General features: G+C 68.8%; 22 protein-coding genes. 10 read left to right on the top strand and 12 right to left on the bottom strand.

The window, feature by feature from the left end:
* Positions 1-60 precede the first annotated feature (60 nt).
* From M1M07_RS04965 to M1M07_RS04955, 3 genes are all read right to left on the bottom strand, one after another.
* Positions 61-1,674 (bottom strand): ABC transporter permease, encoded by a 1,614-nt coding sequence (locus tag M1M07_RS04965; protein WP_248673461.1) that lies wholly within the window; start codon positions 1,672-1,674, stop codon positions 61-63.
* A complete protein-coding gene (locus M1M07_RS04960) occupies positions 1,671-2,585 on the bottom strand; it encodes an ABC transporter ATP-binding protein (protein WP_248673460.1) in 915 nt (304 codons plus the stop codon). The genes M1M07_RS04965 and M1M07_RS04960 overlap by 4 nt, the downstream gene beginning before the upstream one ends.
* A 233-nt stretch (positions 2,586-2,818) precedes the next feature.
* Positions 2,819-3,772: a diiron oxygenase gene (locus M1M07_RS04955; protein ID WP_248673459.1), complete on the bottom strand. Its 954-nt coding sequence runs from the start codon at positions 3,770-3,772 to the stop codon at positions 2,819-2,821.
* A gap of 166 nt (positions 3,773-3,938) precedes the next feature.
* On the opposite strand from M1M07_RS04955, the gene M1M07_RS04950 reads away from it, so the two are divergent.
* On the top strand, positions 3,939-4,076 hold the full coding sequence (locus M1M07_RS04950) for a hypothetical protein (protein ID WP_248673458.1): 138 nt from the start codon (positions 3,939-3,941) through the stop codon (positions 4,074-4,076).
* 21 nt (positions 4,077-4,097) lie between these two features.
* Here M1M07_RS04950 and M1M07_RS04945 read toward each other — a convergent pair whose 3' ends face one another.
* Positions 4,098-5,669, bottom strand: coding sequence for an MFS transporter (locus M1M07_RS04945; protein WP_248673457.1), 1,572 nt, complete (start codon positions 5,667-5,669; stop codon positions 4,098-4,100).
* 123 nt (positions 5,670-5,792) lie between these two features.
* On the opposite strand from M1M07_RS04945, the gene M1M07_RS04940 reads away from it, so the two are divergent.
* Positions 5,793-6,500 (top strand): TetR/AcrR family transcriptional regulator, encoded by a 708-nt coding sequence (locus M1M07_RS04940; protein ID WP_197252819.1) that lies wholly within the window; start codon positions 5,793-5,795, stop codon positions 6,498-6,500.
* Here M1M07_RS04940 and M1M07_RS04935 read toward each other — a convergent pair.
* Complete coding sequence (locus tag M1M07_RS04935; protein WP_248673456.1) at positions 6,448-7,521, bottom strand: adenylate/guanylate cyclase domain-containing protein; 1,074 nt, start codon at positions 7,519-7,521, stop codon at positions 6,448-6,450. The genes M1M07_RS04940 and M1M07_RS04935 overlap by 53 nt on opposite strands.
* A 183-nt stretch (positions 7,522-7,704) precedes the next feature.
* On the opposite strand from M1M07_RS04935, the gene M1M07_RS04930 reads away from it, so the two are divergent.
* Together M1M07_RS04930 and M1M07_RS04925 are read left to right on the top strand one after the other, a co-directional pair.
* On the top strand, positions 7,705-8,514 hold the full coding sequence (locus M1M07_RS04930) for a DUF6319 family protein (RefSeq protein ID WP_248673455.1): 810 nt from the start codon (positions 7,705-7,707) through the stop codon (positions 8,512-8,514).
* A 41-nt stretch (positions 8,515-8,555) separates the two neighbouring features.
* Positions 8,556-9,221, top strand: coding sequence for a serine protease (locus M1M07_RS04925; RefSeq protein WP_197257428.1), 666 nt, complete (start codon positions 8,556-8,558; stop codon positions 9,219-9,221).
* Positions 9,222-9,278: 57 nt separating this feature from the next.
* On the opposite strand, the gene ilvD is transcribed toward M1M07_RS04925, so the two are convergent.
* Positions 9,279-10,979 carry a dihydroxy-acid dehydratase gene (ilvD, locus tag M1M07_RS04920; protein ID WP_248673454.1) on the bottom strand — a complete coding sequence of 567 codons (1,701 nt, stop codon included), beginning with the start codon at positions 10,977-10,979 and terminating at the stop codon, positions 9,279-9,281.
* The gene (locus M1M07_RS04915) at positions 10,976-11,545 is read right to left on the bottom strand and encodes a TIGR03086 family metal-binding protein (protein WP_197257429.1); all 570 of its coding nucleotides are present in this window, start codon (positions 11,543-11,545) and stop codon (positions 10,976-10,978) included. The genes ilvD and M1M07_RS04915 overlap by 4 nt, the downstream gene beginning before the upstream one ends.
* A 142-nt stretch (positions 11,546-11,687) precedes the next feature.
* Between M1M07_RS04915 and M1M07_RS04910 the strand changes: the two genes are divergently transcribed.
* Positions 11,688-12,695: an aldo/keto reductase gene (locus M1M07_RS04910; protein WP_248673453.1), complete on the top strand. Its 1,008-nt coding sequence runs from the start codon at positions 11,688-11,690 to the stop codon at positions 12,693-12,695.
* Between the two features lie 43 nt (positions 12,696-12,738).
* Positions 12,739-14,043, top strand: coding sequence for a nitrate/nitrite transporter (locus M1M07_RS04905; protein ID WP_248673452.1), 1,305 nt, complete (start codon positions 12,739-12,741; stop codon positions 14,041-14,043).
* A gap of 127 nt (positions 14,044-14,170) precedes the next feature.
* On the opposite strand, the gene M1M07_RS04900 is transcribed toward M1M07_RS04905, so the two are convergent.
* The 4 genes from M1M07_RS04900 to M1M07_RS04885 form a co-directional block, all read right to left on the bottom strand.
* Positions 14,171-15,019 (bottom strand): 3-hydroxybutyryl-CoA dehydrogenase, encoded by an 849-nt coding sequence (locus M1M07_RS04900; protein WP_248673483.1) that lies wholly within the window; start codon positions 15,017-15,019, stop codon positions 14,171-14,173.
* A gap of 58 nt (positions 15,020-15,077) precedes the next feature.
* Positions 15,078-16,235, bottom strand: coding sequence for an acyl-CoA dehydrogenase (locus tag M1M07_RS04895; RefSeq protein WP_248673451.1), 1,158 nt, complete (start codon positions 16,233-16,235; stop codon positions 15,078-15,080).
* 187 nt (positions 16,236-16,422) lie between these two features.
* Positions 16,423-17,142 (bottom strand): TetR family transcriptional regulator, encoded by a 720-nt coding sequence (locus M1M07_RS04890; protein WP_197257431.1) that lies wholly within the window; start codon positions 17,140-17,142, stop codon positions 16,423-16,425.
* A 19-nt stretch (positions 17,143-17,161) separates the two neighbouring features.
* A complete protein-coding gene (locus M1M07_RS04885) occupies positions 17,162-18,778 on the bottom strand; it encodes an acyl--CoA ligase family protein (protein WP_248673450.1) in 1,617 nt (538 codons plus the stop codon).
* A gap of 150 nt (positions 18,779-18,928) precedes the next feature.
* Here M1M07_RS04885 and M1M07_RS04880 point away from each other — a divergent pair, with 150 nt between their 5' ends.
* A complete protein-coding gene (locus tag M1M07_RS04880; protein ID WP_248673449.1) occupies positions 18,929-19,816 on the top strand; it encodes a LuxR C-terminal-related transcriptional regulator in 888 nt (295 codons plus the stop codon).
* Between the two features lie 13 nt (positions 19,817-19,829).
* Here the strand turns inward: M1M07_RS04880 and M1M07_RS04875 are convergent, their stop codons facing one another.
* Positions 19,830-20,510 (bottom strand): 3'-5' exonuclease, encoded by a 681-nt coding sequence (locus M1M07_RS04875; RefSeq protein ID WP_248673448.1) that lies wholly within the window; start codon positions 20,508-20,510, stop codon positions 19,830-19,832.
* Between the two features lie 305 nt (positions 20,511-20,815).
* Between M1M07_RS04875 and M1M07_RS04870 the strand changes: the two genes are divergently transcribed.
* The 3 genes from M1M07_RS04870 (at position 20,816) to M1M07_RS04860 (ending at position 24,208) form a co-directional block, all read left to right on the top strand.
* Positions 20,816-21,976: a magnesium and cobalt transport protein CorA gene (locus tag M1M07_RS04870; protein WP_248673447.1), complete on the top strand. Its 1,161-nt coding sequence runs from the start codon at positions 20,816-20,818 to the stop codon at positions 21,974-21,976.
* A gap of 103 nt (positions 21,977-22,079) precedes the next feature.
* Positions 22,080-23,144, top strand: coding sequence for an ATP-dependent DNA ligase (locus tag M1M07_RS04865; protein WP_197257437.1), 1,065 nt, complete (start codon positions 22,080-22,082; stop codon positions 23,142-23,144).
* A 2-nt stretch (positions 23,145-23,146) separates the two neighbouring features.
* Positions 23,147-24,208 (top strand): DNA polymerase domain-containing protein, encoded by a 1,062-nt coding sequence (locus M1M07_RS04860; RefSeq protein ID WP_197257439.1) that lies wholly within the window; start codon positions 23,147-23,149, stop codon positions 24,206-24,208.
* The last annotated feature ends 110 nt before the right edge of the window (positions 24,209-24,318 follow it).

Here is a 24,318-nt window from a genome sequence, read left to right as displayed (position 1 = left end):
GGCACCGCAGCGCTCACGCGAGCGTCGATACCGACGCCCGACGGCATTCGTGAGCGAGGATCAGCGCAGATCGCGCTGTCGGAACGCGAACAGCCCGGCCACGATGAGGGCCGCGGCGACGGTGGTCAGCCACAGCACGGGAGTGGCCGTGAACTCGCTCCCGGGCAGTTTCGGTGCGTGGCCGAACGGCTCGAGATCGAGCACCCATTGGGGGAGATGCGCGATCGGCCCGATGAACAACACGGCCAGGAATGCGGCCAGCACGCCCCACGCGACCGGTGCGAAGCGCGGTGCCATACCGAACAGGGCGACGGTCACTCCGGTGAGAACCCATATGGCGGGCAGTTGGACCAGGGCCGCACCGAACACTTTTCCCAGGACGCTGCCGTCACCGACCGCGACCGTGTAGGTCAGGGCCGCACAGACACCGGCGACGGTCATCGCCACGATCGGGCCCGCGAGCGAGAACACGATATGTCCGGCAGCCCAACGCATTCGCCCGACCGACCCAGCGAGCACCGGCTCGGTGCGCTGTGCATCCTCCTCGGAGTGCAACCGCAGGGCCGCCGAGATCGCGTATGCCGCGCCGGCGACTCCGAGCAGACCCATCGCGTACCCGATGAACGAGAGTTCGAGCGACTGGGACCCACCCATCCGCACGACCAGGTCGCGGATCGCCGCGTTGTCGCCGAGTTGATCGCCGACACCCTTCGCTGCGCTTCCGATGAGCAGGCCGTACAACCCCAGGCCGACGGTCCAGGCGAGCAGGGTGCCGCGCTGCATCCGCCAGGCCAGTCCCAGCGGTCCGGCCAGAGCGGGCGGCGCCTCGGACGGCCCGGGACGTGGCTCGATCAATCCCGCACCGATGTCACGCCTGCTCGCGAGTGCATAGGCCAGGATGGTCGCGCCCGTGGTCGTGGCGAGCAGTGGCACGACCACCCACCACCGTTCCGCCGCGAACGGCCGCATCTGCAGTGCCCAGCCGAGCGGGGAGAACCAGGAGAGGGTCCCGGATCCGGCATCGCCGACGGCCCGCAACGCAAAAGCGGTACCCAGCACCGCGAACGCGATACCGCGCGAGATCCGTGCGCTCGCGCTGAGCTGTGCCGCGACCGCCGCGATCGCTGCGAACACCGCCCCGGACAGCGCCAGCGCGGTTCCGTAACCTGCCGATCCGCCGAGCGGCAATCCCTTGCCGAGAAGAGCTGCGGTGCAAAGGAAGCCGGTGAGAATCGATGCGCCGAATGCCATCAGCAGTGCCGCGGTGAGCCCGGCGTACCGTCCCACCACGGTGGACCCGATCAACTCCGCCCGCCCGGTTTCCTCCTCGGCTCGGGTGTGCCGCACGACCGTGAGGATCGTCGCTATCGCGATCAGCGTGAAGTAGGCGCCGGCCTTCCACAGGCCGACCGAACCGAGGCTCGTGCCGAACATCGGTCCGTACATGGCGATTTCGGCGTGACTCGCGTTCGTCGCCGCCGCGAAGCGGGCGAGCTCGGCGTCGGATGTGTACAGGCTCTGGACGCTCGCGACATAGAGGGGTGGGGCGATCGCGAACAGTGCGACCCACAACGGCATCGAGATCCGGTCGCGCCGCAGGTACAGACGCAGCAGCGCGCCGGTACCCGCGAGATCGTGACCGGTGGTCGAGGGGCGCTCGCGTGTCGTGGTCATCGCGGCACCCGTTCGGCATCGATCGGTGTATCCGTCCGGTAGTGCTGCAGGAAGAGCTCCTCCAGAGTCGGAGGCGCCGAGATCAGGCTGCGGACCCCGGCGTCGCCGAGCGTCCGGATCAGCGCGCCCAGGTGCTCGCCGTCCACCTGGCAGTGCAGGACGTTGCCGTCGCGCCGCACGTCCGCGACACCGGGCAGGTGTTCGACGTCACCCGGGTCCCCGAGCAGTTCGGCCGTGATCGACGTCCGACGCAGGTGCCGCATGTCCGCCAGAGACCCGGATTCGACCACGCGGCCGTCGCGGATGATCGTCACGCGTTCGCATAGGGCTTCCACCTCGGAGAGGATGTGACTCGACAGCAGGATCGTCGTGCCACGATCACGGGCCTCGGAGATGCATTCGCGGAAGACCGTCTCCTTCAGCGGGTCGAGGCCGGTGGTCGGTTCGTCGAGCAGGAGCAGGTCCGCGTGGGACGAGAAGGCCGAGATCAGCGCGACCTTCTGGCGGTTCCCCTTCGAGTACGCGCGGGATCGCTTGGTCGGATCCAGCTCGAAACGCTCGATCAGCTCGGCGCGGCGATCCGGGTCGAGACCGCCGCGCATCCGGCCGAGCAGGTCGATGACTTCACCGCCGGTCAAGGACGGCCACAGTGTCACGTCGCCGGGGACGTACGCCAGCGAGCGGTGCAGGTCCACCGCATCGGTCCACGGATCGCGACCGAAAACGGTTGCGGTACCCGAGGTTGCGCGCAGACTCCCGAGCAGGATGCGGATGGTCGTGGACTTGCCGGCGCCGTTGGGTCCGAGGAATCCGTGGATTTCCGCGCGACCGACCTCGAGGTCGAGACCCGCGAGTGCGCGGGTGGAGCCGAAGGTCTTCACGAGGTCCCGCGTTTCGATGACGTTCGTCATTCCTGCTCCTGCCGGATGCCGGCCTCCTTCGCCCGCCGAGCGAGTCGCCGGAGAAACGCTCGGTGATCCGGCACCCTCGTCGATTCAGGGTGTGGCCGATGCGGTGGAGTCGGGTCCGCGTCCGGCGGGCTCGGCCGGATCGATTCGTCGGTCCTTTCCCGATGGTAGGAGCAGATCGACGGAATGTCCCGGCCCGTGCCCGCCGGAAGGTCCCGCAGGCGTGGGCGGAGAACTCAGAGCAGGTGCACCTTCTTGTACAGGATCTTCGACGGGCCGCCGATCAGTCCGACGCTGTCGAGGAACGTCATGAGCTTCGCGCCGGACTTGCGAACCCGGTCGTGGTAGTGCGTGTTGGCCTTCGCCTCGGCGACCGCGCGGTCGCGGTCCAGGCCTGCGTTGGCGTAGACCTCTTCGCGGATCATGCTCTTGACCACGAAGTAGACCGTTACGGCCGTATTGATCCGCTCGAACTGCAGGCGCAGCTTGCTCGCGCCGGTCAGTCGCCGTGCGACCTCCTCGCGGGCGAACCGGATGTGCCGGGCCTCTTCGAGGACGTGGATCTTGCTGACCGTACGGGTGACCGGTTGCACGCGTTCGTCGCGCATGAAGTCGCGCTGCATCATGTCGAGGATCTCCTCGGCGGCCATGACGCTGGCGTAGGCGTTCGCGCCGCGGAAGAAACCACCCCACAGCCGGCCGAGGCGGTGAATGTACGGCGCGGGTCCGTAGCCGGGCATGCCGAGGCGCTCGCCGGCGCGGGCGAACATCACCGAGTGGCGGCACTCGTCGGCCACCTCGGTGAGGGCGAACTGCACGTGACGCGAGTACTTGTTGCGGTTGTACACGTCGCGCAGAAGCATCTGCATGAGCAGGATCTCGAACCACAGGCCGACGCTGGAGACGCTCGCGGCCTCGTGCTTGGTCAGTTCGATGCGCTGTTCTTCGGTCATCTCGTCCCACAGGGCGGTGCCGTACAGCGTGCTCCACTCGGGGGTCATGCCGTACTTGTCCGCGGGGATGGGTGCCTCCCAGTCGACCTCGATCATCGGGTCGTACGACTTCCGGGCGACCGATGCGAGCAGGCGCCGGGCCGTGTCCTCGCGGTCCGACAGGGCCACCTTCGGCACGAATCCCCGGGTGGTGGCGGTATCGGCAACATCCTGGGAGCGCGTGAGCGATGCGGTCATGTCTCCACCTTTAGTGTGACGGACAGTAACTGTTAACCCGAGGCTACAGTCAGTGCCCGCACGGCACAATGGGTGAAGTGCAGCCGAGTGGTCCCGGCCCGCTGCAGCGGGCTCGCCGACGCGCATGCACAATCGACAGACCCGAAGTATCTGGAGGTACATCGCCATGTGTTATCCCGTGACCTGCCCGGTGTGTGGCAAGACCGGCTGGGAAGGATGCGGCCAGCACGTCGACGACGTGATGCGCGACGTCCCGGTCGCCGAACGGTGCACGTGCGCCGACCAGTCAGTCGCGGGACGCTGACGCCGCTGCCGCGAACCGGGGTCAGTGCGGTTCGCGGACCTTCGTGACCCGGGAACGGCCCGGGGAGAGGAACGCCGCGACCACGGCGCCGATCGCGAGGATCACCGCGATCGTCCACGACGCCTGCTGCATGCCGGCGAGGAACGCCGACCGCGCCAGGTCCGCGAGTTCGTCCCCGCGCGGTCCCGCGGCCTCCGCGACCTTCAGTGCCGACGCCAGCGAATCCGAGACGGCGGTACTGGCGGTCGGATCCGGAATCGCGGCCGCAACCGGTTCGATCTTCCGGCCGTACATCGCGGCGAGCATGCTGCCCGCGACCGCCACGCCGATCGCCGCGCCGAGTTCGCGGGTGGCGTCGTTGACCGCGGACGCCACTCCCTGCTTGTCGTCGGGCGTGCTCGACACGATCGCGTGTGTCGCCGGCGCAGAGACCATGCCCAGCCCGACGCCCGGCAGCAACAGGGCCACGTTGATGAGAACGGTCGACGACTGCGGATCGAGATTCCCGATCAGCACGAACGAGCCCGTGAGGACGGCGAGGCCGCCGGTGAAGAGGAAGCGCAGCCCGACTCGCGGGACGAGCGGTGGGATGAGCACCGACACCGTCATCACCAGCAGGATGAGCGGGATCAACTGGATCGACGAGCCGAGCGGCGAGTAGCCGAGCACCAGCTGCAGGTACTGCACGACGATGAAGAAGACGCCGAACATCGCGACGAACTGGAACAGCAGTGTCAGTGCCCCGGAGCCGAAGGCGCGATGGGTGAACAACCGGACGTCGAGCAGGGGAGCGGGCGTGCGCAGTTCGGTGAGCACGAAACCCGTTGCGGCAGCGAGACCCAGAATGATGCAGGCGAGGACCGCCGCGTCGGTCCAGCCGCGGTGTGGCCCCTCCATGAGTCCGAACACGAACAGGCCCACCGCGATGATCGACAGGGCACTGCCGACCAGATCAGGCGGGAAGTGTTCCTGAGCCCGCGACGACGCGATCGTCAGCGACGCCACGAGCAGCACCACGGCGGCCACCGCGAAGCTGACGAAAATCATGATCCACGAGCTGTATTCGAGGATGACGCCGGAAACGAGCAGCCCGGCGATGCAGCCCGCACCCGCGGTTCCGGCCCAGACACCGACCGCCCGTGCACGGCGTTCCTCCGGGAATCCGGCGGTGATCACCGAGAGGGTCGCGGGCATGACCAGGGCCGCACCGAGTCCGGCGAGGCCCCGCGCGGCGATGATCCACGTCGGGCTGTCGAGCACGAGGGGCAGCGCCGACGACACGGCGACGACCGCCAGACCTGCGACCAGCACGCCGCGGCGGCCGTAGCGGTCGCCGAGTGCGCCGGCCGGGAGCAGCAACGCCGCGAGCACGAGCGTGTAGCTGTCCACGATCCAGGTCAGCTCGCTCTGGGTCGCACCGATGTCGACGGCGATGTCGGGCAACGCCATGTTCAGCGACGCCATCGCGGCGACGACGAGAGCCACGGCCGCGCAGGCGACGATCAGCAACCACCACTGCGCCCGCGTCAGGCGTGACTGGGGTTCCGGTGTTGCGGTGGTGCTGGTCGAGCTTTTTTCCGATGTTTCGGACACGAGCCGGCCTTCCCGGAGCGGGGTCACGAAGAAACGAGACTGCCAGTATCGTAACCGAACTGTCGGTATCACAGGCAAGGGCGAAGCCGAACGGATACAACTGTGGACGTGAGTACCCAGCCCCTGCCTGCCCCCGATGACGACGGTCGCGACCCGGTCGCCCCCGGTCGGTACGGCGACGAGGACCCCCGCAAGGCGAGGTCGCGGGCACGGCTGCTCGACGCTGCGACCGCACTGCTGGCGAAGGGCGGAGCGGAAGCGGTCACCATCGATGCGGTGACCGGACTGGCACGCGTCGCGCGGGCCACCCTCTACCGGCATTTCGCCAACGGCGAGGAACTCGTCGCGGCGGCCTTCGCGCGAATGCTGCCCCCGATCCCGCCCGTGCCGGACGGTGACCTGCGCGATCAGCTGGTGGCGCTGGTCGTCGCGCAGGCCCGGATCCTCGACGAGATCCCGATCCCGCTGACCGCGATGTGCTGGATGGGGCTCGGACCGGGGCTCGGGGACTACTCGAGCGCCGAGGCGCTGAGCCACGAACGCCCGGAACTGCTCTCGCTGCGTGAGCGTCTCGTCGAGCGGTACCGCGAGGCATTCGACCGCGTCTTCGTCACCCCGACCGCGCGGGAGCAGCTCGGTGACTTCGACTACGACCTCGCGCTCGCGCAGCTGATCGGGCCCGTCGTGTTCACGAAACTCGCGACCCTGCCGTCGCTCGATCACGCGGCGTGCGAACGCATCGTCGACGACTTCCTGGCCGCACGGGGATGCCGTCCGGTCAGGAACGGGCCGCGCGCAGTACCGACGGTCGCAACCGATGAAAGTCCTTGACGCGTAGGTTCCGGATCGACCGCACCTCGAACTCGCCGGACGCGCGGAGCCGGTCGGCCAGTGCCGAATCGACGAGGATCGTGCCGGGGCGTGCCACACCGGTCAATCGCGCCGCGATGTTGACGACCGAGCCGAACAGGTCGCCGAACCGTGCCAGGGCCGGACCCCATGCCAGCCCCACCCTCAGCTCCGGGGCGTCCGGCCGGGCCCCGAACGACTCCTGCAGCGCCAGCGCGATCCGGGCTCCGTCGACGGGATCCTCCGCTGCGAACATCACCTCGTCGCCGACGGTCTTGATCACCCATCCGTGGCCCTGCGCGATGACGGTGGTCACAGCGGACTCGAACTCCTCGAGCAGGTCGCTGAGTTCGTCGGCCTCGATGCGGCTCGTCAGGCGCGTGTAGCCGACCATGTCGGCGAAACCCACGACCAGGTCGCGGCTCGTCGCGTCCTCGCGGGCCCGCACGATGTTGCGTTCGGTCGTCGCGACCAGGTGGCGGCGCCACACGAACATCTGGGTCTCCTCGACCAGTTGCAGGACGTCGCGCAGCAGGGTGCCGACGAACTCGTCGATCTCCGCGGGGGCCGGGGCGGTTCCCGCATAGGCCGTGTCGAGCCGGTCGAGGAGATGGGTGTTGAGCAGCGACACCTGCCATTCGGCGAGGCGGGACATCGACTGGCCGAGTGACCGCGCGGCGGGCACCTCCATGTCGGGGGAGACCGCGCCGCTGGAGACAAGCGCCGCGATGTTCCGCAGTGCCTGCACGTCCCCGTCGGTGAACATCACCGCACCCGGATCCGGGTCGACGGCGAAACCCAATGCCTGCCAAAGACGCTGGGCACGCTCGGTCGAAACCCCGGCGAGTTCCGCGGCCTGTCGCTGGGTGTAGCGGCGGTCGCCTCCGAGCAGGGAACGTTCGAATGCGCGCTGCACTCCTGTCAGCAACTCCGGGTCGAGCGACACCGTCGCCTTCGACACCGCCGACCCACGGTCGTCCGCCTGCCGATCCGAAGCCTCCACGCCTGCTCTCCTCACCGCCGCCGGGGCGACCGACCACCTGCTCGGCGAACACCCACCGTTCACGCCGCGGACACGACGTGACCTTCGAAGAGTCGCACACGGTCGTGTCGTACCTCTGTGCGACAGTGTTCGCGATCCACCCACCCCGGGACCGAATTCACCCGAAGCCAGGAAGGACGTGGCATGCCGCCCCGCAGACGAGCCGGAGCAGACCACCTCAGTGACGAGCAGCTTGCCGAGCTGACCACCGCACTTGCTGAGGACCGGCGCGCGACCGTCTATCTCATCGAGGGTATTCCGAGTTTGGGCATCGAGCCGGGGACATCGGCGAAGGTCATCGGTATCGACGGTCGCACCGTCACGGTCCGGCCCAAGGGCGTCAACGACGAACTGCCCTTCGAATACGACGAACTGCGCCTGACCCGGCCGGTGACGCCGAAGTCCCGGGCCGCCGAGCCGACTCCGGCCGCGCCGCGCCCGTCCGCGAAACCGGCACCCGCGCCCGCACCGAAGCCGGCCGCCGCGTCCGCGTCGAAGCCCGTCGCCTCGAACTCGACACCGAAGCCCGCCGCCTCGAACTCGACACCGAAGCCCGCCTCGAACGCGGCGCCGAAGCCCGCGACGAAGGAGACCGCTGTGCCCACACCCCCCTCGCAGTCCGCCGAGCCCGCCCCGAAGCCGAAGACCGCGGCCCGCAGGCCGAAGAAGCAGCCCGGCGTCAGCATCACGATCACGATCGACCCGGACAACGAATGGACGGTGGCGGTCGCACACGGTGCGCGACGGGTCGGAAAGCCCGCGCCGGTCGGTCCGGACGCAGTCGAACGGGCCGTGCGGGAACTGGGTGACGAGACCGCGCTCGAGGCCGTGCAGTCGGTGATCGACGAGGCGCGGCAGGCCGCCGAGGAGCGGGTCGCTCAGCTCAGCGCTCAATTGGAGGAAGCCAAAAAAGCTCTGGAGAGCCTCGGAGCGACCGGCATCCAGATAGGCTGACTCGCTGACGCGGCCTGTCGTGGCCGGGCGGGAGGGGCCTTATGTTCAAGAAGTTGGCGATGGCGTTCGCGGCAACGATTGCCCTGATCGGAGGCGGCGCCGGGGTGGCGACGGCGGTACCCGGAGGGATACCGCTCGGCGGTGGGTCCGGCATCACGCTCGGTGACGGGACCACCGACATCTTCGACTGCACCCTGAGCACGATCGGTTACGACGCTGCCGGTCGTCTGGTCGGATTCACCGCGGCCCACTGCGGTGGCCCGGGCGCGACGGTCAAGTCCGAGCGCAACCTGGGCGCTGGCGTACTCGGCCGTGTGGTGGCCGGCAACGAGGCACTCGACTACGCGGTGATCCAGTTCGATCCGGGCAGGGTCACGCCGGTGAATCGGGTCGGGAACGTGACGATCACCGATGTGGGTGCGCCGCCGCAGTTCCCGAACCTGGCCTGCAAGGAGGGCCGCACCACCGGCAACACCTGTGGTCTCGTCTGGGGGGACGTGTTCGAGTCGCAGGAGACATGGACCCAGGTCTGCGTCGTCGAGGGCGACTCCGGTGCGCCTCTGGTCATCGGCACGACCCTCGTCGCGATGGTGAACGCGTATCTCGCAGCGCCGTGCATCGGCCCGGAGGTCGGCACCAACTTCAGCGCGATCCTGGCGGACGTGAACGCACGCGGCGGTGTCGGAAGCGGCTTCCGTCCCATCTGATTCCCGTGCTCGTGCGTGGTTTCGGTAGTTGCCGCTACCGAAACCACGCACGAGGGGTCAGACGCACACGGCGCCGATCGACGCGGACCCGACCAGCTTCGTGTACTTCGCGAGGACCCCGCGGGTGTACCTGGGCGGCAGCGGTTCCCAGCCGGTCCGGCGCTGCTCGAGCTCCGCGTCGTCGACGAGGAGATCGAGGGTGCCGTTCGCGACGTCGAGCCGGATCCGGTCGCCGTCGCGGACGAACGCGATCGGGCCCCCGTCGACGGCTTCCGGCGCGACGTGCCCGACGCACAAGCCCGTGGTGCCGCCGGAGAACCGGCCGTCGGTGAGCAGCAGGACGTCCTTGCCCAGACCCGCGCCCTTGATGGCTCCGGTGATGGCGAGCATTTCCCGCATCCCGGGTCCGCCCTTCGGACCTTCGTAGCGGATGACCACCACGTCACCGGCGGTGATGGTGCCGTCCTCGAGGGCGTCCATCGCGGCCCGTTCACGTTCGAAGACGCGCGCGGTGCCCTCGAACACCGATTCGTCGAATCCCGCGGACTTGACCACCGCGCCCTCCGGGGCGAGCGTGCCCCGCAGGATGGTGATGCCGCCGGTCGGATGGATCGGGTTGCCGAGTGCACGCAGCACCTTGCCGTCCGGGTCGGGCGGCGCGATGTCGGCGAGGTTCTCGGCCACGGTGCGTCCGGTGACGGTCAGGCAGTCGCCGTGCAGCAGACCGGCGTCGAGCAGGGCCTTCATGACCACGGGTACACCGCCGATGTGGTCGACGTCCTTCATGACGTGCGCCCCGAACGGTTTGACGTCGGCGAGGTGGGGGACCCGCGCGCCCACCCGGACGAAATCGTCGAGTGTCAGTTCCACGTCGGCTTCGCGCGCGATCGCCAGCAGATGCAGGACCGCGTTCGTCGAACCTCCGAATGCCATCACGACCGCGATGGCATTCTCGAACGCCTCCTTGGTGAGGATGTCGGCGGTGGTGATTCCGCGGCGCAGCAGGTCCACGACGGCCTGCCCGCTGCGGCGCGCGAAGCCGTCGCGTCGCCGGTCCGTGGCGGGCGGCGACGCGCTGCCGGGCAGGGACATGCCGAGCGCTTCGGCGGCGCTGGCCATCGTGTTCGCGGTGTACATCCCGCCGCACGCGCCTTCGCCGGGGCAGATCGCTCGTTCGATGGCGTCGAGGTCGTCGCGGGACATCAGCCCCCGCGCGCACGCGCCGACCGCTTCGAACGCGTCGATGATCGTGACGTCGCGTTCGGTGCCGTCGGACAGCTTCGCCGTGCCGGGCAGGATCGACCCGGCGTAGAGGAACACGCCGGCCAGGTTCAGCCGTGCCGCGGCCATGAGCATCCCGGGTAGCGACTTGTCGCATCCGGCGAGCAGTACCGATCCGTCGAGACGCTCGGCCTGCATCACCGTCTCCACGCTGTCGGCGATCACCTCGCGGGAGACCAGCGAGAAGTGCATGCCCTCGTGTCCCATCGAGATGCCGTCGGAGACGGAGATGGTCCCGAATTCCAGCGGGTAGCCTCCCGCCGCGTGCACCCCGTCCTTGACGGCCCGGGCCAGGCGTTCCAGCGACAGGTTGCACGGGGTGATCTCGTTCCACGACGACGCGACCCCGATCTGCGGCTTGTCCCAGTCGTCGTCGCCCATGCCGACCGCGCGGAGCATGCCGCGGGAGGCCGCCTTCTCGAGACCGTCCGTCACGTCGCGGCTGCGGGGTTTGATGTCGGGGGCGCCTTCGCTCATGACGTGTCTCCTCGGGGGTCGCGGCCGGTCAGGGCGAGCAATCGGTCCTGCAGTGGTGCGTCGTCCGGGACCGGTACCGGGTCGGCGAACAGGCCGCTCGCCGCGAGCATGTCCTTCTGGGGCTGCAGGTCCGCCCACACCGCCGCCACCAGGTCCGGGTCGAGTCGGTCGTCGCCCCCGACGCCTCGGGCGAGATCCCAGGTGTGGATCGCGATGTCCGCGACCTGCTGTTTCAGATAGTTGTGGCAGGGCACGACGCCGTACGACAGGTGCACGGAAGCGTCCGGAGCGGTCGCCGCCCATGCGGTGGTCGCGGACTCGGCGTAGCGGGACCATTCGGCGCGCAGGTCGTCACCGATCGGCGCGAGCGAGGCTTCGGCTTCGGCGATGGTCATGCCCGCCAACAACGGCGGGATCCACCGCTGTTCGTCGATCATGTGCTCGACCAGTTTGGCGATGTCCCACTCGGTGTCCGGTGTGGGGGCCTTCCAGTCGGTCACCTGTGCGAGCCGCTCGGTGAATCCGCGGGCCGCCGTGCGCTGCAATTCGAGCCAGTCGACTGCCATGGATTCAGCGTAGGTCCGACGGTGTTGGGATCATCGCGATTTCAAGTCCTGCCTGCGTCGGGGTTTTCGGGAAGGATCGAACGACGGATACGTGCCCGGGCTCCGCAGGGCCCGGGAACCGAGGAATCACGAGGAGAAGTTCATGCCCGTCCCCACCGTCGAACTGGCCCCCGGCCTGACCGTCAGCGCGCAGGGCTACGGCGCCATGTCGGTCGCCCCCGTCTACGGCGGGACCGATCCCGACGAGGCGCTGGCGACCCTGCATCACGCCGTGGACCTGGGCGTGACGTTCATCGACACCGCCAACGTCTACGGCGACGGCCTCAGCGAGACCGTGGTCGGCAAGCTGCTGAGGGACCGCCGCGACGAGGTACAGCTGGCCACCAAGTTCGGGCTGGTCGGCGCGCTGGGCGGCAGCACTCCCGCCGGCAACCGCCGCATCAACGGTCGTCCCGAGTACGCCCGTCAGGCGATCGACGAGTCGCTGCAGCGGCTGGGTGTCGACAGCGTCGACCTGTACTACCTGCACCGCGTCGACCCCGAGGTCCCGATCGAGGAGACGGTCGGCGCACTGGCCGAACTGGTCCGCGCCGGCAAGATCCGGAACATCGGACTCTCGGAGGCGACCGGCGACGAACTGCGCCGCGCGCACGCCGTCCATCCGATCGCGGCGATCCAGTCCGAGTGGAGCATCGTCTCGCGCGACGTCGAGAAGCACGTGGTGCCGACCGCCGCGGAACTCGGCATCGGGTTCGTGCCGTACTCGCCGGTGAGCCGCGGTCTGCTGACCGACGCGTTCGACGCGACGCAGGTCGAGGAGAAGGACCTGCGTCGCCGGTTCCCGCGCTTCGCGGAGGATGCGCTGCCGGCGAACCTGAAGGTGCGCGGCGAGGTCCGGGCGGTCGCCGACGAGCTCGACGCGACCATCGCGCAGGTGGCGCTGGCGTGGCTCGACGACAAGGCCCGCACGTTCGGGCTGCCGTCGGTGTCGATTCCGGGCACCCGTTTCGCCGAGCGGGTCACCGAGAACGTGGGTGCGCTGAACCTGACGCTCGACCGCGAGCAGGTCGCTCGCCTGGACGCGCTGGCGGATCTGGTGGTCGGTCAGCGGGCCGCCGACCCGACGTGGGTGTCCCTCGGCCGCGAGTAGTACCTGAAAGTAACTTGTCTGGACGGGTTAAGGTCTAGGCATCATGAAGCGCGTGTGGCTGGTCTGGGGCATCGGAGTCTTCGCTTACGTCGTCGCAGTCCTGCACCGCACGGCCTTCGGTGTCTCGGGTCTGGCCGCAAGCGACCGGTTCGACGTCTCCCCGGCCGTCCTGTCCGGGTTCGTCGTCCTGCAGATCGTCGTCTACGCCGGCATGCAGATCCCGGCCGGGGTGCTGCTGGACAGGTTCGGTTCACGCACGATGATCGCGACCGGCGCCGCGGTCATGGCGATCGCGCAACTCGTCCTCGCGACCACCGAATCGCTTCCCGTCGCCTACGCGGCCCGGGTGTTCGTCGGCGCCGGTGACGCGCTGACGTTCATCTCGGTGCTGCGGCTGGTTCCGGTGTGGTTCGAGCCGCGGCGGGTACCGCTGATGTCCCAGCTGACCGGCATCCTCGGCCAGCTGGGGCAGGTGCTCTCCGCGGTGCCGTTCGTCCTGATCCTGTCCGGCGCCGGCTGGACCGCCGCGTACGGAAGCGCCGCGGCGCTCGGCGTGCTCGCGTGTGTGCTGGTCGTCGCGATCGTGCGCGACGCACCGCCCGGCGTCGAGGTGCGCTCGGAACCGGCCGGTCTGCGCGCGGTCGGGGGGCAGATCGCCGTCGTGTGGAAGCGCCCGGGCACCCGGCTCGGGTTCTTCACGCACATGGGCACCCAGTTCTCGGTCACCACGTTCGCGCTGATGTGGGGCATCCCGTACCTGCAGTCCGCGCAGGGCCTGTCCGCCGCGGCGGCCGGTTCGCTGCTCACCGTGTCGGTGGCGACCGCCATCCTCGCCGGACCGATCCTCGGCGTGCTGTCGGGGCGGTTCCCGAACCACCGGTCCTGGCTGGTGCTCGGCAGCGTGCTCGCCAGCGTCACCATGTGGTCGGTGGTGCTGGCGTTGCCGGGCCCCGCCCCGCTGTGGCTGCTGGTGCTGCTGATCATCGTCATCTCGGTCGGCGGCCCCGGTTCGATGATCGGCTTCGACTACGCCCGCGCCTTCAACCCGAGCACGGCGCTGGGCACCGCCAACGGCATCGTGAACATCGGCGGCTTCCTCGCGACCCTCATCGTCGTGCAGGTCATGGGTATCGTGCTCGAGCGGCTCGGCGGATACACGTTCGATTCGTTCCGGGTGGCCTGGCTGGCGCAGTACCCGATCTGGGCGATCGCGATCACCGGCATCCTGATCTCACGCGGCAAGGCCCGCCGCGTCGCGGGGGTGTCACCCCGCACGCTTCGGCAGGTGTTGTTCGACCGTTCCGGCGACCGGCGCCGACAGCCGGCGGACTCGAACGAGAACACGTAGCCGAAAACCGCACGGCCGGAAGACATCCGCGCGCTGCCGACACCGCGCTGCTGTCCTTCCGCTCGGTGAATACAGAAACGCCCCCGCGGTTCCGGACGGAAACCGCGGGGGCGTCTGAGCTCAGGATCTACTTGTAGGAGTAGAAGCCCTCACCGGTCTTGCGGCCGAGGCGACCGGCGTCGACCATGCGGCGCAGCAGCGCCGGCGGCGCGAGGTGCGGCTCGGCGAACTCGTCGTACAGCGACTGTGCCGCGTTGAGCGCGACATCGAGGCCGACGGTGTCGAGCAGCGTGAGCGGACCCATCGGGTAGCCGCAGCCACCCTTCATCGCGGCGTCGATGTCTTCCTTCGTCGCGTAGCCCGACTCGAGCATCCGCACCGCCTGGCACAGGTACGGGATGAGAAGGGCGTTGACGATGAAGCCGGCGCGGTCGCCCGCACGGACCGCCGTCTTGCCGAGGGTGTTCTTGACGTAGTCGAAGACGACGTTCGCGGCCTCTTCGTCGGTGGTGAGAGCCGAGATGACCTCGACCAGCGGCATCACCGGCACCGGGTTGAAGAAGTGGACGCCGACGACCTGGCCCGGGCGCTTCGTCGCCTGGGCCATCTTGATGACCGCGAGCGACGACGTGTTCGTCGCCAGGATGGCGCCCGGCTTCACGACCGCGTCGAGCTTGGCGAAGATGTCGGTCTTCAGGGACTCGATCTCGGGTGCGGCCTCGATAACCAGGTCGCGGTCGGCGAGATCGGCCATGTCGGTGGTGACGCGGACTCGCGCGACGGCGGCGTCGGCGTCCTCCTGGCTGATCTTGCCGCGGGCGACACCCTTGTTGATCGAAGTGGTGACGCGGTCGAGGGCCTTGGCGGCGAACTCTTCGCTCGTTTCGAGCACGATCACGTCACTGCCGGCCTTGGCGCACACCTCGGCGATGCCGGCGCCCATCGTGCCGCCGCCGACCACGCCTACCAGTTCAATTGCCACGAAATACTCCTCGGAGACGAAAGTTTGTCCAGACGAAAGTACTGCGGCGGGTTCAGCGGAGCAGCGCGCGGGACATGACGACGCGCTGGATCTGGTTGGTGCCCTCGTAGATCTGGGTGATCTTGGCGTCGCGCATCATGCGCTCGACGGGGAAGTCGGTGGTGTAGCCGGCACCGCCGAACAGCTGCACGGCGTCGGTGGTGACCTCCATGGCGACGTCCGAGGCGAAGCACTTCGCGGCGGCGGAGATGAAGCCGAGGTTGCCCTCGCCGCGCTCGGCGCGAGCTGCGGAGGTGTAGACCATCAGGCGGGCGGCCTCGACCTTCATGGCCATGTCGGCGAGCATGAACTGCACGCCCTGGTTGTCGGCGATCGGCCGGCCGAACTGCTTGCGCTCCTTGACGTAGGCGAGCGCCGCGTCGAGCGCACCCTGGGCGAGGCCGACGGCCTGCGCGCCGATGGTCGGGCGGGTGTGGTCGAGGGTCGCGAGCGCGGTCTTGAAGCCGGTGCCGGGCTCGCCGACGATGCGGTCGCCGGGGATGCGGCAGTTCTCGAAGTACAGCTCGGCGGTCGGGGAGCCCTTGATGCCGAGCTTCTTCTCCTTCGGGCCGACGACGAAGCCCTCGTCGTCCTTGTGGACCATGAACGACGAGATGCCGTTGGCGCCCTTCTCCGGGTCGGTGACGGCCATGACCGTGTACCACGTGGACTTGCCGCCGTTGGTGATCCAGCACTTGGAGCCGTTGAGGATCCAGTCGTCGCCGTCGGCCTTCGCGCGGGTGCGCATCGACGCGGCGTCGGAGCCGGCCTCACGCTCGGACAGCGCGTAGGAGGCCATCGCGCCGTTGACGATGTCCGGCAGCACCTTCGCCTTGAGCTCGTCGGAGCCGCGCAGGATCAGGCCCATGGTGCCGAGCTTGTTGACGGCGGGGATCAGCGACGAGGAGCCACACACGCGGGCTACCTCTTCGATGACGATGCACGCGGCGATCGAATCGGCGCCCTGGCCCTCGAACTGCTCGGGCACGTGGATCGCGTTGAAGCCGGACTTGTTGAGGGCGTCGAGGGCCTCCTGCGGGAAGCGGGAGTTCTCGTCGACGTCCTTGGCGTAGGGGGCGATTTCCTTCTCGGACAGCGCGCGGATGGCCTCACGCAGGGCGTCGTGCTCGTCGCTGAGCTTGAACAGATCGAAATCGGCGTTGAGAGCCATGAGGGTGGAACTCCTATCGGCACGCGGTGCCATTCGTGAGGGTGGATCCGCGGCCCTTTCTCGATAGTCGGGCTCGCGACGTCACGGAATCACCCAATTCTAAACACGGCACGGAGTGCCAGGTCAATGGGTGTCGTGCGTGCTTTCGGTAGCGGGGGCTACCGAAAGCACGCACGGAGGAGCGGGGTCAGCCGCCGAGCTGGCGACGGACCTGCTCGGCGATCTCGTCGGGGGACGTGCCGATCGGGTACGTCAGAACCGTCACGGCACGCGGTGCCGAGTCCACCGCCGGCGCCTCGATACCGGGCACCACCCCGAACGTCAGCCGGAGCTCGAACAGCTCGCGTGCCAGCGCCTCGGCCGTCGCGGTCTCGTCCCCGCGGATCATCGCCCGCAGCAGGTAGTTGTGCGCCGACGTGATCGCCGCGGCGTAACTGACGATGCGGATGGGCTTCTCACCGGGCACGGCGGACCGCAGGTATTCGGTGAACAACCGCTCGTACCGATAGGTGGTGACGAGCTCGCGGTCGCGCAGCGCAGGAACCCGCTGCACCACCCGATACCGCCACACCGCGAGTTCCCGGCGATCCCGGAAATGCCGGAACACCAGCTGCGCGGCGTCGCAGGTCGCCGCCCACGGGTCGTCGAACTCGCGCGACAGATAGGCGGCGACCTGCTCGAGCAGCGACTCGTGGTCGGCGAAGATCACGTCCTCCTTCGACCGGAACTGCCGGAAGAAGGTGCGCCGGGACACCCCGGCGGCCGACGCGATCTGCTCGACCGTCGTCGACTCGTAGCCGTGCTCGGAGAACAATCGGATGGCCTGCGTGACCACGTGTACCCGGAACTGGGCAGGGTCGGGTCCCGCCGACTCGGAACGTCGCGCGGTACCGGATCCGGAGGTCATGGTTGTCGATTATCCAAGGTCACGCCTGAGCGTCCTGCGAAGCCCGCAATTCGAACTTGAGGATCTTGCCGGTCGGCGTGCGCGGCAGATCGTGCGGGAACACGATGTCACGCGGCACCTTGTACCCCGCGAGCTGCGCGCGCACGTGCGCGATGATCTCCTCGGCGGTGACGGATTCGCCCGGCTTGCGGATCACGAACGCCCGCGGCCGCTCGCCCCACTTCTCGTCCGGCACCCCGACGACGGCGACGTCCAGCACCGCCGGGTGGTTGACGATCGCCTGCTCCACCTCGACCGTCGAGATGTTCTCGCCGCCCGAGATGATGATGTCCTTCGCCCGGTCCTTGAGCTGGATGTAGCCGTCGGGATACATCACGCCGAGGTCGCCGGTGTGGAACCAACCGCCGGCGAATGCCTCGGCCGTCGCCTCCGGGTCCTTGTAGTACCCGAGCATCACGTTGTTGCCGCGCAGCACGATCTCACCCATCGTCTGCCCGTCCGCCGGCACGTCGTTCATCTCCGAATCGACCACGCGGGCGTTCTCCGCCTGCAGCATGCCCACGCCCTGCCGCGACAGCAGCGCCGCCCGCTCCTCGGCGGGCTTGTCGTCCCACGACTCCTGGTACTCACAGATCGTGTACGGCCCGTACACCTCGGTCAGCCCGTACACGTGCACGACGGTGATCCCGATGGCGTCGAGCTGCGCGATCACCGTCGGCGACGGCGGCGCACCGGCCGTGGTGATCCGCAGCGGCCGGTCCAGGACGTGTGCCTGCTCGGCGTTCGCGATCGTCGAGCACACCGCCGGTGCACCGCACAGATTGGTGACGCCGAGGTTGTCGATGGCGTCCCACACGGCGTCGGCCCGCACCGCCCGCAGGCAGATGTGGGTGCCGCCGGCCGCGGTGACCGCCCACGGCGTGCACCAGCCGTTGCAATGGAACATCGGCAGCGTCCACAGGTACTTCGTCTTGCCGTCGAACCCGTTGTGGAAGGTCTCGCCCATCGAGTTGAGGTACGCCCCGCGGTGGGTGTACATCACGCCCTTGGGCTTGCCGGTGGTGCCCGACGTGTAGTTGATCGCGATGACCTGCTGTTCGTCGTCGACGGTCCACGGCAGCGGCGTGCCGTCGGTGTCGGCGGAGGCGAGGAACTCGTCGTAGCGAGCGGTGACGATCCCGGCGGGCACGTCCTGACAGGGCACCGTCGAGTCCGGCACCTCGATGATGTCGGCGACGGACGGCACGTTCGCCGCGACCCCGGAGACCGATCCGACCAGCTCGGAATCGACGAAGAGCAGCGAACTCTCCGAGTGGTTCAGGATGTACTCGAGTTCCGGTCCGGCCAGCCGGGAATTGAGCGCGATGAGCACACCGCCGGCGAGCGGTACCGCGAAGTGCGCGATCAGCAGTTCCGGCACGTTCGGCGCCAGGAACGCGACACGGTCGCCGGGCTTGATGCGGGCGCGCAGTGCCTGCGCGAACCGCTGGGCCTCCGCGGCGAACTCGGCGTACGAGTAGCGACGGTCGCCGTGCACGATGGCGACCCGATCCGGGAACACGGACGCGGACCGCTCCAGGAACCGCAACGGACTGAGCGGGGAGTGGTTGGCGGTATGCGCCGTCGGCGTGGACACGATGACCTCCGGGGACGTGGGCTCAGCGGGAAAAGCGGGCAACTGTGATGGCAGCAACACCGGTCGGTCTGGAGGTTATGGGCCACGATCGACGGCCCGCTACCCTCTGAAGTGGGTAGTCGAGCGGTTTGCTGGCGGAAGGATTCGTCGATGACCAACGCATGGACCGATCCCCAGCCGATCGGCCGGCTCCGGCCCAGCGACGAGGACGCACTGCGCGCCCAACTGCGACTGCTCCAGATCTCCACCGGACTGCCCGTCCTCTTCGGCGGCGCCGTCCACGGCCGGGACATGACCCTGTCCGGATTCGTCGGGACCCGCAGCAACATCCTGCGCAACCTCGTCATCAGCTCCGAGTGCGGTGTCGGGGGCCGGGCCATCGCCGAGCAGCGGCCGGTCTCGATCGCCGACTATTTCGCTTCCGACCGCATCACCCACGACTACGACCCGCAGGTGGCGGGTGAGGGCATCGAATCGCTGCTCGCCGCACCCGTCGTCGTGCGCGGGCGTACCCGCGCCACGCTCTACGGCGGTCTCCGGGTCAACATGCCGATCGGCGACACGGTCGCGGAGAAGGTGATGGCCGGTGCGCGGGCGCTGGCCCGTGAGATCGAGATCCGGGACGAGGTGGATCGCCGAGTCGAACTCCTCGAGAACGCACGGGACGCGGGCGCCGGATCGACGGGAGTCTCGGCGTCGGTCTCGGAGGGCATCACCGAGAGCTACCTGGCGCTGCGGGAGATCGCGGCGCAGACATCCGACCCGGCGCTGGAAGCACAGTTGCGTGCGGTCGGGGAGAAGCTCCGCAGCCTGACCGCTGGCCGGGCGCCGGCCGCCGCGCGGGTGCACCTGTCCGAACGCGAACGCGACGTGCTCGGCTACGTCGCGCTGGGATGCCGCAACGCGGAGATCGCCGAGCGTCTGTCGCTCAGCCTCGAGACGGTCAAGAGCTACATGCGGAATTTGATGGGCAAGCTCGAGGTGCACAGCCGGCACGAGGCCGTCGTCGAAGCGCGTCGGCAGGGATTGTTGCCGTGACCGAATCGCAGGGTCAGGCTGTGCCGCGGATCGGCCAGGCCCCGTCGACGTCGGTGGCCTCACGGCCCAGTTCCCGCAGATACTCGGCGAAGTTGCGCTGCCGCTCGGCGTGCCACGCCGCCTGATCGGCCATGATGTCCAGCTCGGCGAGTTGCGGGAAACGTTCGACGAGCGCGCGGGTGAGGAACCCGGCGGCGAGTGCGTCCGCCTCGGCCTCGTGCGCCGCGGAGAGCGCGACCCCGTACGCCTCGCACACCGCCTGCAGCGTGCGCTTCCCCTCCCGCGACCGATCCATCTCCCGATCGATCACATAGGGGTCGACGACGGTGCCCGTCACGAGTGGGGCGAGCCCCAGCCGGCGACCTTCCGCGTCGATCACCGTCAGGTCGTAGCTCGCATTGAACGCGACGACGATGTGGTCGCGCACCCAGGCCTCGCACAGCGCCTCCCGGATCTGCGCGTATCCGCTCGCGTAGTCCTGCCCCTCGGCGCGGGCGCGTTCCGTGGTGATCCCGTGGATCGCGACCGTCTCGTCCGGTATCGGGATGCCGGGGTCGAGCAGCCACGTTCTCGACTCGATGCGATCGCCGTCGAACGTTGCGACACAGGCCGACACGATGCGCGCGGTCCGCGGATCCCGATCGGTCGTCTCGAGGTCGAACGCACAGATCGGGCGGTCGGGCCAGCGCATCATCCGTGGGACCTCCGTCGTGGTGTCGTGCCGTGAGCGGTACTGCTGGAGGCATTGTGTCCGGTGGCACCGACAACCTCGGCGAATGGCTTCGCGGTGAGGTGCGGCGTACGCTGCACGAAGTTGTCGACCCCGGCTCGCATGCCGGACGAGGAAGAGGAGGTGTGGTGCTCCGATGAGCAGTCAGCCTCCCAGTACCGACTGACAGCAGCCCCGGCACGCGGTGATCGTGCGCGGCGCTGCTGTCCGCGTACACCCGGGCGGGAACGGTCCCGCCGCCGATCCCGTCCTGCGAAAGCCGTGCCGTCATGTTCCGGAACCGCCCTGTCCGTGCCCTTCTGCCGCGCCGCGCCGTGCCCACCTCCGGCGGTTTCGGCGAGAGCGAGAACTTCGCTGTCTCGCCGCACTCGCGCGTCCCGGTGCCGGTGACTTCACCCGACTCGCGCGCCGAGAGCAGCATCGTCGACAGCGCGGTGTACCGGGACGGCCGGCGCACGGCGTCCCCCGCGACCCTCGCCGACGCGCTCAACCACCTGCCGGGCGACGGTTCGATGGCCTGGATCGGGATGTACCGGCCCAGCGACGCCCAGTTGCACGAGGCGGCCGCGCAGTTCGGGTTCCACGAACTCGCGGTCGAGGACGCGATCGTCGCGCATCAGCGCCCGAAGCTCGAGCGGTACGGCGACACGTTGTTCGTGGTGTTGCGTGCCGCGCGGTATGTCGACGAATCCGAACGCGTCGACTTCGGGGAACTGCACGTGTTCGTCGGCCCGACCTTCGTCCTCACCGTCCGGCACAGCGAATCGCCCGACCTGTCCGCCGTCCGGAACCGGATGGAACACGACCCGGACCTGTTGCGGCGCGGGCCGGAAGCGGTGCTGTACGCGATCCTCGACGCGGTCGTCGACGGCTATGCGCCGGTGGTCGCGGGTCTGCAGAACGACATCGACGAGATCGAGACGGAAGTGTTCAGCGGCGACCCGAAGGTGTCGCGGCGCATCTACGAGCTGTCCCGCGAGGTCATCGAGTTCCAGCGCGCGGCCAAGCCGCTGCTCGCCGTGCTGAGCGGATTGTCCGCCGGATTCGGCAAGTACCGCATCGACGAGGAACTGCAGAAGTACCTGCGGGACGTGACGGACCACGCGACTGCCGTCGTCGAGCAGGTCGACGGGTTCCGGCAGCTGCTCGGCAACATCCTGACCGTCAACGCGACCCTCGTCTCGCAGGTGCAGAACGAGGAGATGCGGAACCTGACGCGCGCGAGCTACGCGCAGAACGAGGAGATCAAGAAGGTGTCGGCGTGGGCGGCGATCCTGTTCGCGCCCACCCTGATCGGCACCGTGTACGGCATGAACTTCGACCACATGCCGGAGCTCCACTGGGTCGGCGGATATCCCTTCGCGCTGCTGATGATGGTGATCACCTGCTGCAGCCTGTTCGCGATCTTCCGCCGGCGCGGCTGGCTGTAGCACCCCGGCGAACCGGTGGTCGCGGTTGCCGGCGGGGAGCCGGATTCGCACGAATTCGGTTCATTGGAGGGCGGGTTCGACCGGTGGATGCCACCATGGTGCGGTGGATCTTCCCGTGGCTCCGCCGCTCGCTCCGATGCTCGCGAAAGCGGTCTCGGAGGTGCCTTCGCAGCCGTCCGACGGCCCGGCCGAATGGTCCTACGAACCGAAGTGGGACGGGTTCCGGGCCCTCGTGTTCCGCGACGGCGACGAGGTGGTGTTCGCGTCCCGCGGAGGCAAGGACCTGGCCCGGTACTTCCCGGAACTGGTCGACGCCGTGCGCGCGGAACTGCCGCGCAGGTGCGTCGTCGACGGGGAGATCGTCGTGCCGTTCGAACGTGACGGGCGTACCCGGCTGGACTGGCAGTCGCTGTCCGAGCGGATCCACCCGGCCGCGAGTCGCATCGCGTTGCTGGCCGAGCAGACACCCGCGCAGTTCGTCGGCTTCGATCTCGTCGCGATCGGCGACGAGAACCTCATGGACACCCCCTTCCGGGACCGGCGGACCCGGCTGCAGGAGATCGCCGGCGACGGTCCGAGCTGCCACGTCACCGTCGCGACCAGCGACGCGGCGACCGCGCAGCGCTGGTTCGAGGAGTTCGAGGGCGCCGGCCTCGACGGGGTGGTCGCCAAACGCCTCGACGGGCTCTACGTCCCGGACAAACGGGAGATGGTGAAGGTCAAGCATTCGCGGACCGCGGACTGCGTGCTCGCCGGATACCGGAAGCACAAGAGCATCGAGGGCGTCGGATCGTTGCTGCTGGGCCTGTACCACGACGGCGAGCTGGTGATGGTCGGCGGAGCATCGGCGTTCACCGTGCAGCGCAGACAGGAACTCCTCGCCGAACTCGAACCGCTGCGCGTGGGAGCCGACGTCGTCGCCGAGGGCGAACCGACCCGGTGGCGATCCGCGATCGACCGCAGCTGGGTGCCGTTGCGCCCCGAGCGGGTCCTCGAGGTCGCCTACGACCAGATGGAAGGGTCGGTCGAGGGCGGCGTTCGCTTCCGGCACGCCGCGAGATTCCTGCGCTGGCGTCCCGACCGTGATCCGAAGAGCTGCACCTACGACCAACTGGAGGTTCCCGTGCGGTACGACCTGGCCGACGTTCTCGACCGATCGGAAAGCTGACCGTGGCGGGCGCGAGCAAACGGTCCCCGGCGGAGGAGCTCGACATCGACGGCACCGCCGTGCGGCTGTCGAATCCCGACAAGGTGTACTTCCCGCGGCTCGGCGCCGACGGCGGCACGAAACGGCACCTCGTCGAGTACTACCGGACCGTCGCGACCGGCGACGCGCCGCTCCTGACCGCACTGCGGGACCGTCCCACCCATCTGCAACGGTTCCCCGACGGCATCGAGGGCGAGGAGATCTACCAGAAGCGGGTCCCTGCGCGGCATCCCGACCACGTGGGCACGTGCGAGGTCACGTTCCCCTCGGGACGGAAGGCCGACGTGTTGCACGTCCGGTCCGCGGCGGACATCGTGTGGGCGGCGAACCTGGGCACAGTCACGTTCCATCCGTGGGCCGTGCGGTGCTCCGACGCCGACCGTCCCGACGAATTGCGCATCGACCTGGACCCACAACCCGGCACCGATTTCGATGACGCGCGGGCGATCGCGCTCGAGGTCGTGCGGCCCCTGCTCGACGAACTGGGGTTCACCGGATTTCCGAAGACGTCCGGGGGCCGTGGTCTGCACGTGTATCTGCGGATCGTTCCCGACTGGGACTTCGTCGGGGTGCGCCGGGCCGGGATCGCACTGATGCGCGAGATCGAACGCCGCAGCGGTGGTCGTGCGACGACCGCGTGGTGGAAGGAGGAACGCGGTGAGCGGATCTTCCTCGACTACAACCAGAACGCCCGCGACAAGACCATCGCCTCCGCGTATTCGGTGCGCCGCACGCCGATCGCGACGGTGTCGACGCCGTTGACCTGGGACGAGCTGGCCGACGCGGATCCCGACGACTTCACGATCGCGACGGTGCCGGATCTGGTGGCCCGCCGCGGCGACCCGATGGCCGGGCTCGACGACACCGCGCACACGCTCGACGTGTTGCTCGAGATGGCCGAGCGTGACGCGGCCGCCGGCCTCGGTGATCTGCCGTATCCGCCCACGCATCCGAAGATGCCCGGTGAACCCAAGCGGGTGCAGCCGTCGCGCGACACCGACCGGAAGGACCGCGCGCGGGGATGACCGCGATCCCTGCTGTTCCCGAAATCGCGTTCCGGTTGTTACCTCTGCTGTGAGCGGCACCTGTAGGAGCCTCCGTAAACTGTTCGGGAGAACAGCTCGCCGACCGGTTC

This window comes from Rhodococcus sp. HM1, from assembly GCF_023218075.1.
Taxonomy (GTDB): domain Bacteria; phylum Actinomycetota; class Actinomycetes; order Mycobacteriales; family Mycobacteriaceae; genus Rhodococcus.
The sequence above is the reverse complement of the archived record's forward strand: the minus strand, read 5'-3'. Positions and strand labels throughout refer to the sequence as shown.